Genomic DNA, 11,555 nt, shown 5'->3' with positions numbered 1-11,555 from the left:
CGCCTCGCCTCAGTTCGCGACCACCTGGAAGCGCGCACCGGCCGAGCGCGCGTAGATGCGCCGGTCGTACATCGCCTCGCCGTAGGCCGCGGGCACCACGAAGTCGCCGACGTTGGTGGCGCGTGCCTTGTAGGTCACCTCGAGCAGGTTCTTGTCGACGCTGCCGTAGAACACCACCCGGTCCTCGCGGATGTCGGCGTACTGCACCTTCCACGAGCCGTTGCCGCCCAGGCGCTTCTTCCAGACCGGCGCGTCCGCGTTCTCGCCCTCGGCGTCGTCGCCCACGGCCTGCAGCACGGGCTCGAGGCCACCGGGCAGCAGGTCGACCAGCGCGACGTCGGAGATCTGCGGCCGCTCGAGGCTGCGCACACGCACCCGCACGGTGACCTCTTCGCCGAGCTTCACCTTGGTGACCGGGTTGCCCTTGGCATCGAGCACTTCGTGGAACACCTCGAGTCCCTGGTTCACCGCGGTGTCGGGCAGCTTGCGTTCGAAGCCCTGCTCGGTCCAGCTGTAGTAGAGGTTGAAGTCGCTGTCGTTCGAGAGGCCCAGCTTCGCGGTGCCGGCGGGCACCGCGGCGCGCGCCACCGGGTTGACGGCGCCGAGCGCGAGCGCCGCGGCCTTGCCCTGCGCATCGATGGCCGAGGCCGTGAGCTTGCCCTCGGCGTTCTGCGCCACCGCATCGAAGTAGGCATCGACCGCCATCAGCATCGCGGCCGACGACAGGCTGTTGTACCAGCCGTCGCGCACCATGCCGGCCATGCCTTCCCAGACGGCGGGCTTCAGCGTCTTGAGCCGCGCGGGGAAGTGCCGGCCCACCAGGTGCAGCATCATGCTGTCGTGCACCAGCGGGTCGTAGTAGCGACCCCAGACGTTGCGGCGCTGGTTCTTCTCGCTGCGCGCGAGCAGGTCGGCCCACACGGGGTTGAGCAGCTCGTTGGCCACCTGCTCCTGCTTCACGAGCTGGTAGCTCGCCGCGAGGTAGACGGCGCCGAGGTCGTCGCTCCAGCCCGCGGTCTGCTTGGCCTGCTGGTTGCGCCAGGTCTCGCGCAGGTTGGCCAGCGCGGCCGGCACCACGATGCCCTGGCGCGTCAGCAGGTAGGCGGCCTGCGTGCGCTGGCGCCAGCCGTCGAGCGACGGGTCGCCGCTGCCGAGCCAGCCCTGCAGGTAGGTGTTGGCGCGCTGCAGCAGGTCCTGCGGCACCGGCAGCTTGTGGTCGCGCGCCTCCACCAGCAGGTGCACCGCATAGAGCGTCGCGAACGGGTCGGCACCCGCGCCGGGCCACAGCGAGAAGCCGCCGTCGGCCGTCTGGCGCGCGCGCAGCTGCACGAGGTAGCGCTCGAGCGTCTTGCGCGCCTCGGGCAGCGGGCCCTGGTCGGCCGTGCGGCCGCGCGCCATTTCCTTCAGCAGCTCGGGCCGGCTCGCGAGCAGCACGGCCGGGAAGGTCTGGCTCGTGATCTGCTCGGTGCAGCCATGCGGATAGGCCTCGAGGTATTGCATCAAGCCGGTGGCGAAGGCCCAGGGCGCGGCCGACACCGCGAGGTCGCTGCGGCGGAAATTCGGATAGAAGTCGCCCTTGCTCGCGATCTCGCCCGAGCGCTGGAAGCTGCCGGCCTGCACCAGCGAGACGAAGGGCGAGGCGGGTCGCACGCTCACCTCGGTGGCGAGCCGCGCGCTGAAGTTCTTGTGCGTGGAGGTGAACACCAGCGCCGACGAACCCAGCACCGCTTGCTCCCCGGGCTTGGCGCGCACGTTGAACTTCGTGCTGGCCTCGCCGCGCTCGTTGACCTTGAGCGTCTGCGTCGCGTCGCCGACCACCTCGAGCCCGCCCGAGACGGTGAGCGTGAGCGCGATCGGCGCTTCCTTGCCCGAGCCCGCGATGTTGTTGGCCAGACCCACGCCGACCTCGACCGTGTCGCCGGGCGCCATCGCGAGCGGCGCGTTCGGCAGGATCACCATGTCGCCGCGCACCGTGGTGCGGGTGCTCTTCGCGGCGGTGGTCTCGTCGTTCACGGCCACCGCCATCACGCGCAGGCTGCCGTTGAAGCTCTCGGGCACGGTGTAGCTGAACTCGCGGCTGCCGTTCACGTCGACCAGGCCCGACCAGTAGGCCACCGGCTTGTCGCGCTTGCGCTTGAACGGGTTCAGGTGCTTGCCGAGCTCGCCTTCGCCGTCGCCGCCGGGCGCGGCGCCCTGCATCAGCTTCTTGAACTCGGGCAGGATCAGGTCGAGCGTCTGCAGGGTGCCGACCTCGAGCGCGCGCTTCTGGAAGAAGTGCTTGAGCGGGTCGGGCGTCTTGTAGCGCGCCACCTGCAGGATGCCCTCGTCGACCGCGAACACCACGGCGCGCGTGGGCTGGTCGCTGGTGAGCTTCATCTTCACGGTCTGGCCGGGCTTCACGAGCTCGGTGCTCGTGAGCTGCAGGTTGGCCGTGCGCTTCGACAGGCTGGTCGCGAAGGGCGCGATGCCGTAGGACAGCGGGCTCATGTAGACCTCGTCCGAGGCCGGGTCGCGCACGAAGTGCACGTTGATGTAGCCGGTGCCCTCGAAGTCCTTGGGCAGCACGATCTTCTGCACCGAGGCGGTCTTGTCGGTCTTGAACCAGGCATGCGCATAGACCTTGTCACGCTCGATGGTGATCAGGCCGGCGCCAACGTAGGGCGCGCGGATGCTGACCTCGATCTCCTGTCCGGGCTCGTAGTCCTTGCGGTCCAGCGTGAGCTGCAGCTCGGCATTGCGGTCGAGCGAGCGGCTGACGTTGGCGTTGCCCGCCACGCTGTACTCGACGCGGTTGAGCTCGAGCCCGCCGGCATTGCGCACCACGTAGGCGAAGTTGCCGGGCGTGCCGGTGTCGAGCGCCACGTTGTTGCCGGCCGCGGCGATGGTCAGCGGCTTCTCGTCGAGCACGATCTCCTTGCGGCGCGATTCGTAGCGGTACAGGCCGTTGTCCTGCTTGATCAGCACCGACAGCACCTTGCGCTCCACGCGCTGCAGCACGAGATCGGCCACCGCGGTCTTCTTCGCCTGCGGGTCGATCGCGATCACGTGCGCGTTGCGCGCCGCGCCCTTGCTCACGTAGCCGGTGTCGCCGTCGACCTTGACGCCCACCAGGTAGGGGAGGTCGCTCACCAGCGTGCGCGCCTCGGCCGACACGCTGCGCCCGCCCTCGGGCTCGAAGGCCTTGGCCAGCACGTGCACCTGGTAGGTGGCGGCCTCGAAGCGCGACAGCCGCAGGTCGAACTCGGCCTTGCCCTCGGCGCTGGTCTGCACGCTGCCGAGGTCGTCCACCTGCTTCTCGGCCGCGCGCTGCGGATCGAAGAAGGCGTAGTCGGCGAAGGCGCGGAACACCGGGAAGGCCGGGCTCAGCGTGAGCGTGCCCTCGACCTTGCGGTCGGGCGCGGGCGTGCCGAACAGGTTCTGCACGTCGATCAGCGCCTTCATGTCCTTCGGCTTGACCCAGCCTTCGGCGATCTCGCTGCTGAGCTTGGCCGTGACCTTGGTGCGGTCGGGCAGGAACTCCTGCACCTTCACCGTGGTGCTGCCCAGCAGCAGCCCCTGCACCTCGGGCGCGCCGGGCGAGGACTCGCGCGGCAGGTAGAGGTTGACGGTGTAGTTGCCGGTGGGCGAAGTGTCCTGCGTGGCGTGCGCGATCTCGGCCGCGCCGCCAGGGCCGAGGCGCAGCTTCTCGCGCCGCACGCTCAGGCCGCGCGCATCGATGATCTCGGCTTCGAGCGGCAGGTCGCGCAGCGAGGTGCCCCAGTTGCCGGCCTTCACCATCATCGCGATGTGCATGGTGTCGCCCGGGCGGTAGATGCCGCGGTCGCTGAAGACGTAGGCCGTCATCTGGTTCGGCACGCCGGCCGCGCGCAGGCCGCCGACGTCGAAGCGCGAGATGTCGAGCGTGCGGTCGGTCTTGTTGAAGGGCAGGAAGCTCAGGTCGCCGTCCTTGCGCACCACCAGCACCACCGGCTGCTTCTCGCGCTGGAAACCCGCGAGGTTCGGCAGCTTCGCGCGGCCCGTGGCGTCGGTGGCCTGCGACGCCACGATCATGCCGTTGCGGCCCCACACCTCGACCAGCGCGCCGCCCACGGGCTGGCCGTTGGCGATGCTCTGCACGAACACGTCGCGCGTGCCGTCGAGCGACTTCTTGGCGACGATGCCCAGGTCGGTGACCAGCACCAGCCGCTCGTCCTTCTGGTCCTCGGGGTTGCCGCTCTCGGGGTTGCCCTCGTCCTCGCCCGAGGACTGCTGCTCCTCGTCCTCGGACGACGCCTCGGTGGCGTCCGCTTCGCCCTCGGGCTTCTTCTTCGCCTTGGGATCGAAACCCTGCACCTTGAGCAGGAACACGCCGCGCCGGTCGCTGATGTCGCTGCGCAGGTACTCGGCGAAATCGACCGTCTCGTAGTGCGCCTTGCCGGGCGGAATGGCGAGCGGGATCTGCTTCTCGAAGCGGTCGACCAGGTTGTCGGTGCCGAGGCCGCCGTAGAACTTGGGATGCGAGAAATCGCCGTTGCTCTGCGTCACCAGGTGCTGCAGCTGCTGCGGCAGCAGGCGTCCGATCTCGACGCGCACGCCCGGCAGGTCGCGCACCAGGATCGGCAGCTTGCGCTCGCCCGACAGCGCGAGCAGCGAACCCTGGCTCATGATCGTGAGCTCGGGCGCGAAAGTCTTGAGCAGCTGCACGCTCTGGAAGGCCGTGCCGAGCTGGTAGCCGCCGGGCGTCTTCAGGCCCTTGGCCACGCGCACCAGCAGGTAGCGCCCGCCCTCGGCCTGCGGCAGGCGGAAGCTGACCGTCTCGGTCACCTCGCGCTCGCTGGCGATGGGCTGCAGGCCGATCTTCTTCGCGCGGCGCAGCACCGCGTCGGTGATCTTCGCGGGATCGGCGGACCAGTCGAACTTGTCTTCCGGGTCGCCCTTGGGATCTTCGGTGGCCGGCAGCAGCCAGGCCTGCACCAGGCGCGCCATCTCGCGCTCGTGCACCGGCATCGAGGCGCTGACATGCATCACGTGCTCGGGCTCGCCGTTCTCGCCGGTGACGATGGTGGGTTCGACGCTCGCGATGTCGAGGCTGAAGAGGCCGGGGATGTCGACCGCGCGCGAGACGTCGTTGCGCTGGCCCGGGCCGCCCTTCTGCGCCACCGCGCCGGCGGTGAGGCTCAGCAGCACGGGGCGGGTCTTCTCGGGAATGGGCAGGGGCTCGGACTGGACTGTGGCCGTGAGGCGCAGCTTGTCGTAGCTGACCGTGAACTTCTCGCTCGCGCATTTGCCGACGCTGAAGAACGAGCTGCTGCAGGCCTGGTCGTAGGTCAGCACCAGCCGCTTCTCGAACTCGGCGGTGTTCACGGGATGCGAGAAGCGCACCTGGAACAGCGCGCGCCGTACGTTGGCCTGCACCGGGTCCTGGTAGAACTCGGCGCTCGCGATGCGGGCGCTGAACTCGGCCGAGCTGAAGTCGTACTTGCGCTGTTCGATCTCGATGTGCGGCGCGAGCGCCTCCTTCGAGAGCTGCACCTTGTAGGCCTGGCCCACCGGCCAGTCCTGCGCGGGCAGGAACTCCAGCTTCTTGGCATCGGTCCAGGTCCAGCGGCCGGCGATGGCGGGCTCGATGGCAACGCCGGTCGCTTCCTGGCCGACACGCGCGATCGGCGCGACCGAGGCCGAGAAGTTGATGACGACCGGATTGGGCCCCTTGTCGAGCTCGATCTGCGTGCGCGGCGGCGGCACGATCTGCGCGGTCGCCACCACGGGCTCGACGCGGTCGGGAGTGAGGCCATGCCACCACTTCAGGAGCTGCGGGCTGGCCATCCACCCCGCGAGCGCCAGCAGCACCAGCAGCAGCACCCAGGCGAGCCGCTGCTGCAGCCATTGCAGTCCCAGCAGCAGCAGGGCACCCGCGATGCGCAGCCAGCCCGGGGGTCGCCAGGAACCGATGAGCCCGCGTGCGAGCGGGCGCAGGAAGCCGAGCGCGCGGCCCAGCCCGGTGAAGAGCACGTCGCTGAGCGACGCGAGTTTTCGATTGGCAACTTGAAGCATGGAGGCTCCCCCGGTGTTTTTGTCGGCGTCTGGCAGTCTGTCCGCGGTCTGTGAACCCATGGCGGCGTGTGTGAAGTCTGTGTGAAAACCGCACAGGCCCGCGCCCCGGCCCGGCTCAGGGCGAGAGCGCGGGCTTGTTCACCATGAGCCAGAAGACCACGACCATGGCCACGAAGGCAGGGTAGCCGAGCCACTCCCACCAGCGCTGATAGCGTGCATACAGCGGCGGCAACGGCAGGCCGTCGCGCTGCGCCTGCCCGGCGATCGCGGCCATGCGGATCTGCAGCCACACCACGGGCAGCCAGCAGGCGCCCGCGAACACGAACAGCCCCAGCGACAGCGCGAGCCACGGCGTGGACAACGGCCAGCCCGCCATGTGGGCGAGTGCGAAGCCGGTGGCCGGCTGCAGGATCACGGTGGGCGTGGTGAACCACCAGTCGGCGCGCACCACCAGCCGGCTCACCACCGCCTGCGCCGCCACGCTGCCGCTGCGGTTGGCGAAGAACATGTAGAAGGCCGATCCCAGCCCGGTGCCGACCATCAGCACGCTCGAGACGATGTGCAGCCACTTGAGGACCAGGTAGGTGTTCATGGCACGGCACGCCGGTACAGGTGCCACAGCAGCGCGGCGATCGGCAGGTTCTTGAGCAGCGGGCCCAGCGGATGCAGCCACAGCGCCGGCTGCAGGCCGGTGGCGACCGCCGTCATGAGCAGCAGCAGGCCGAGCGCAGCGAGGTAGCTGGCGCGACCCGGCCGCCACCACAGCGCGAGACCGACGACGAGGTCTGCCGCCGCGCCGCCGACGATCAGCAGTTGCACCAGCCAGGGCGGCGAGGCGATGCCGGCCTCGGCCAGCACCCGACGGCTCTGCCCGTCGAGTTCGACGATGCTGACGACGGCCGTGACCAGCCAGACCGCGACGAGGCTCAGGCGCAGCAGGCGGTCGTCGTCGGCCGGGCGGGTCATGGCATTCGCGGCGTTTCGTCGACCACGTCCGTCACCATGCCCCAGCGCGCGAACTCGGGTTCGAACTCGGGCAGCGCGAGCAAGCCCATGCAGGCCTGCGCGCCAACGGGCAGCGCATCGCCGCGCGCGAGCCGGCGCGCCAGCAGGATGGCGGCCATGCAGGGAATCTCGGGCCCATGGTTGTCGTCGGCCGCGATGTGCCAGGCGCGGTGCGCGGCGGCGCCTCGTGCGTCGACGCCTTCGACGCGCACCACCATGCCGCCGAGCGCGCTGCCGAACGCATCGAACAGGCCGCCCGTGGCATGCAGCAGCGGCGCCAGCTTCTGCGGCGCGGGCAGCAGGCCGATGCGGCGCAGGGCCGCCAGGAAGGCGAAGGCCTGCTGCGTGAGGCCCACCTCGAGCGCGGCGCGGAACATCACCGACTGCACGCCGGCATGGCGCGCCGGGAAGAGTTCGAGATCGGGGATATCGCACAGCGCGCCGCGGCGCGGGCGCATGCGCGCGAAGCGCACGGTCGACGGTCGAGCCCAGCCGGGCTGCTCGGTCCAGCGGCCGTCCTGCCAGACGCGGATCGGCGCGCCGCAGTAGGCGAGCACGCCCGCGAGCGTGGCCTCGCCGCGCGGCGCGCCTTGGGCGGGGGCGATGCAGATGTCGATGCTGCGGACGCCTTGCCAGCCGGCCGCGAGGTGGTCGACCACGGCCGAGGAGAGGGCAGGCACGGTGCTCGCGCCCGTGACGGCCGTGCGGCCTGCCGCGCGGAACACTTCATCGTGCGCCGCGGGAAAGTCGCAGACGAAGCGACGGCCGTCGGCCAGGTCGATGTAGTGCGCGCCGGCGGCGGCCACCGCCTGCGGCACGCGGTAGTCCTGGTTCTGGAACGGGCCGGCCGTGTGGATGACGAGCTCGACGCCCAGCTCGCGCAAGCCCTGCGCGAAATCCGGCGACTGCGCGTCGACGCGGACGGCGCGCGCCCCTATCGCCAGTGATTGCGTGAAGGCCGTCGCCCGTTCGAGATCACGGCCACCCACCAGCAGCTCGATGGCCGCATCGGCGGCCAGCGCGCGGCTGATGCGCGCGCCGAAGTTGCCGTAGCCGCCGAGCACCAGCGTCTTCATGCCAGGCTCGCTCCGGCCACGTGCCCGCGCGTGAAGGCTTCCTCGAAGATCGAATAGCCCGACCAGTCGGCATGCGCGAACGACAGCCGGCCCGCGATCACGCTGCCGCGGTGCGCGTCGTCGGGCGCGGTGCGCTGCGAACCGATCTGCGCCAGCAGGCCGGGCCGCGGAATGGCCATGGCGTGCCCGTAGCGCGTGATCTCGATGCGCGTGGCCAGCGCGGGCAGGTCGGGGTGCGGCACCGAGAGCTCGGCCAGCAGGTCGTCGCGCCAGCCGGTCCACGGCCGCTCGAGCAGCAGGCGGCGGCCGTCGCCCGCGTCGTAGCGGCTCGGGCCCAGCGGGCGGTACCAGCTCAGCACGGTGCCGCGGGGCGTGGGGTCGAGCGTCTGGTGGCGCGCATCGACATAGCCGAGGCCGCGCGTGCCGTAGACCACGTTGTCCCAGCTCGGTGCGGCGCCGGGGCGGTCGACCAGCGGGCCGCGCAGGTGCACGTTGGCCACCAGCCAGGGCGCATGGCGCACATGCGCGGCGGCATGCGCGAGCACCGCGGGCGCGTTCTCGACCACGCGCGCGGCGACGAACACCGGCAGCGCGACGATGCAATGCGCGGCCTGCCAGCGCACCAGCGATTGCGAGGCGGCATCCCAGGCATCGACCTCGACGCCGCCACGCACCTCGGCGATGCGCACGACCACCTGGCCGGTGCGCAGCCGTTCGCCCAGCGGCGCGGCCAGCTGCTTCGTGAGCCAGCTGTTGCCCTCGGGCCAGGTCAGCACGCCGTCGCGCTCGGGGTTGGTGTCGTTGGCGCTGCCCGACGGATCGCCGGGTGCGTGGAAGCCGTGCCGGCTCGCGAAGTAGTGGATGCCGGCCCAGGCCGAGACCTGCTCGATGCCCGCGCCGTAGTCGTCGCGGCAGCAGTAGTCGAGGTACCAGCGCAAGTGGTCGTCGCTGAAGCCCTCGCGGTCGAGCCAGGCCGAGAAGGCCTGCGCATCGAGCGCCAGCAGCTCGGGCGTGACCGCGACCTTGAGCGTGGGAATGGCGAAGTGGGCCGCATGCTGGAGCGCGTCGATGCGCTGCGCGAAGCGGCGGTACTGCGCCTGCGTGTCGGCGCCCACGCCATGCACCGGCAGCAGGCCGTCCTGCCACTCGCCGTGGAAGAACAGCCGCTCCTGCGGGCTGTGGCACAGCGTGCGCTCGTCGTATTCCCAGCGGCCGGCCACGCGCCGGCGCAGGCCCAGTTCCTCGAGCAGGTCCTGCACCTCGCGCGCATCGTCGCCGGGCACCGGCAGGTAGTGCGCGCCGAGCGGACAGGCGATGCCGTTGACCATGCCGCCGCGCGCATTGCCGCCCGCGCTGTCCTCGAGCTCGAGCAGCGCGAAGTCGTCGATGCCCGCGAGGCGCAGCGCACGCGCCGCCGCGAGCCCCGCGACGCCACCGCCGGCGATCAGCACGCGGGTCTTGCGGGTGCTCGCGGGCGCGCGCGACTTCAGCGTGCCGTCGCGCATCGCGTGGCCGCGCGCCATGTCGATGCCGGTGAAGCCGCCTTCGATGGGCGGCGACGCATCGCAGCCGGCGAGCGCGAGCGCGCCGGCGGCGCCGACCGTGCCGAGGAAGCTGCGCCGCCTCATGGCCGCATCGCCCGCGCGCTCAATGTGCCATGACCTTGCCCCACTCCTGTTCGTAGGTGGTGACGAGGACCTGGTTGGAAAGCCGGTTGACCTCGGCCGGCACGCGCGCCATGTCGAGCGGGAAGTCGAACATCAGCGGCAGCGTGGGCGCGGACAGGAAACGCAGGCCCGCGGGCAGCGCGTCGGGCTTCCGGTAGGGGCGGTGGCTCGCGATGATGAAGCCCCATTCGCCGAAGCTCGGCACGTGCACGTGGTAGGGCGTCGCGGTCAGGCCCACCGACTCGACCGTCTGCGCCACGGTCCAGAAGCTCTTGCGCGCCACCAGCGGCGAAGTGGTCTGGATCACCGCGTAGCCGCTGGCCGCGAGGCGCTTGTCGAGCAGCGCGTAGAAGCTGTTGGTGTAGAGCTTGCCGATCGCGAAGTTGGTGGGATCGGGGAAGTCGACCACGATCACGTCGAACAGGTCGTCGTCGCCGCGCTGCTGCAGCCACTGGAAGGCATCGGTGTTGACGATCTTGAGCTTCGGCGACGACAGCGAATGGCCGTTGAGCGCGGCCAGCGTCTCGTGCTCGGTGAACAGCTTCGTCATGTTCGGGTCGAGCTCGACCAGCGTGACCGATTCCACCGAGGGGTACTTGAGCACCTCGCGCACCGCCATGCCGTCGCCGCCGCCGAGCACCGCCACCTTCTTGGGTGCGCCGTGCGCGGCCATCACGGGGTGCACCAGCGCCTCGTGATAACGGTACTCGTCGCGCTCGGCGAACTGCAGGTTGCCGTTGAGGAACAGCCGGTGCCCGAGCAGCCCGCGCGTGACCACGATGCGCTGGTAGGGCGAGGTGGCGCTGAAGACGATGCGGTCCTGGTAGAACTTGTCCTCGGCCAGCGTGGTGATGTGGTCGGCGCCGATGAAGCCGCCAAGCAGCGCCGCCAGCGACAGGAAGCAGGCCAGCGCATGCGCACCCACGCGCCGCAGCTCGTGGCGGAACAGCCAGAGCGCCCACACCGCCACCGCCGCGTTCATGAAGCCGAACAGCAGGCCGGTGCGGATCATGCCGAGCTGCGGCACCAGGATCAGCGGGAAGGCCACCGACACCGCGAGCGCGCCGAGGTAGTCGAAGGTCAGCACCTGCGACACCAGGTTCTTGAGCGCGACGTTGCGCCGCAGGATGCGCATCACCAGCGGGATCTCGAGCCCGACCAGCGTGCCCACCACGACCACCAGCCCGTACAGCAGCAGCCGGAACGCGCCCGGCGCGTAGGCGTTGGCCAGGAACAGCACGGCCGGCAGCGCGCCGCCGATCAGCGCCACCATCAGCTCGATGCGCAGGAAGTGGGCCGGCAGCTGGCGGTCGAAATAGCGCGACAGCCACGAGCCCACGCCCATCGCGAACAGGTAGGTGCCGATGATGGTGCTGAACTGCAGCACCGAGTCGCCCAGCAGGTAGGAGCTGAGCGCCGCCGCGCTGAGTTCGTAGACCAGCCCGCAGGCGGCGACCACGAAGACGCTGGCGAGCAGCGCGATCTCGACGGGCTGCGGCCCGCGCGCATCGGCCGGGCGCGCGGACAGGGCCTGCTCCTCGCTCAATGGATGGCGGCGGCGACGATGATGCTGATGCCCAGGCTCATCGCGGCGACGACCAGGCCCAGCGCCACGTTCTGCTTCTCGACGATCTCGCCCCAGAGGTCATAGGGCGTGATCTTGTCGATGATCAGGAAGCAGAGCCAGAAGATCACCACGCCGATCAGCGCGTACACGAGCGATCCGAGGACCACGCCAGGTTTCAGCCATTCAAATCCCATGGGGACCTCCAGT

General features: G+C 70.4%; 7 protein-coding genes. All 7 read right to left on the bottom strand.

Annotated features, from left to right (window positions below; all coding sequences use genetic code 11):
* Window positions 1-9: 9 nt before the first annotated feature.
* Window positions 10-6,033 (bottom strand): alpha-2-macroglobulin, encoded by a 6,024-nt coding sequence (locus AC07RM_RS10900; protein ID WP_495334451.1) that lies wholly within the window; start codon window positions 6,031-6,033, stop codon window positions 10-12.
* Between the two features lie 115 nt (window positions 6,034-6,148).
* Window positions 6,149-6,625: a DUF2269 family protein gene (locus AC07RM_RS10895; protein ID WP_208513843.1), complete on the bottom strand. Its 477-nt coding sequence runs from the start codon at window positions 6,623-6,625 to the stop codon at window positions 6,149-6,151.
* Window positions 6,622-6,999, bottom strand: coding sequence for a DoxX-like family protein (locus AC07RM_RS10890; protein ID WP_296795632.1), 378 nt, complete (start codon window positions 6,997-6,999; stop codon window positions 6,622-6,624). Before AC07RM_RS10890 ends, AC07RM_RS10895 begins: the two co-directional genes overlap by 4 nt.
* Window positions 6,996-8,114 (bottom strand): saccharopine dehydrogenase family protein, encoded by a 1,119-nt coding sequence (locus AC07RM_RS10885; RefSeq protein ID WP_495334450.1) that lies wholly within the window; start codon window positions 8,112-8,114, stop codon window positions 6,996-6,998. Before AC07RM_RS10885 ends, AC07RM_RS10890 begins: the two co-directional genes overlap by 4 nt.
* Complete coding sequence (locus tag AC07RM_RS10880) at window positions 8,111-9,742, bottom strand: FAD-dependent oxidoreductase (protein ID WP_495334449.1); 1,632 nt, start codon at window positions 9,740-9,742, stop codon at window positions 8,111-8,113. Before AC07RM_RS10880 ends, AC07RM_RS10885 begins: the two co-directional genes overlap by 4 nt.
* Window positions 9,743-9,761: 19 nt before the next feature.
* Window positions 9,762-11,327, bottom strand: a complete 1,566-nt coding sequence (locus tag AC07RM_RS10875; protein ID WP_495334448.1) for a polyamine aminopropyltransferase — start codon at window positions 11,325-11,327, stop codon at window positions 9,762-9,764.
* Window positions 11,324-11,542 (bottom strand): DUF350 domain-containing protein, encoded by a 219-nt coding sequence (locus AC07RM_RS10870; RefSeq protein WP_019653703.1) that lies wholly within the window; start codon window positions 11,540-11,542, stop codon window positions 11,324-11,326. Before AC07RM_RS10870 ends, AC07RM_RS10875 begins: the two co-directional genes overlap by 4 nt.
* Between the last annotated feature and the right edge of the window lie 13 nt (window positions 11,543-11,555).

Source organism: Variovorax sp. GW821-FHT09B05, assembly GCF_059418265.1.
This window is presented reverse-complemented; position numbering and strand designations above follow the sequence as displayed.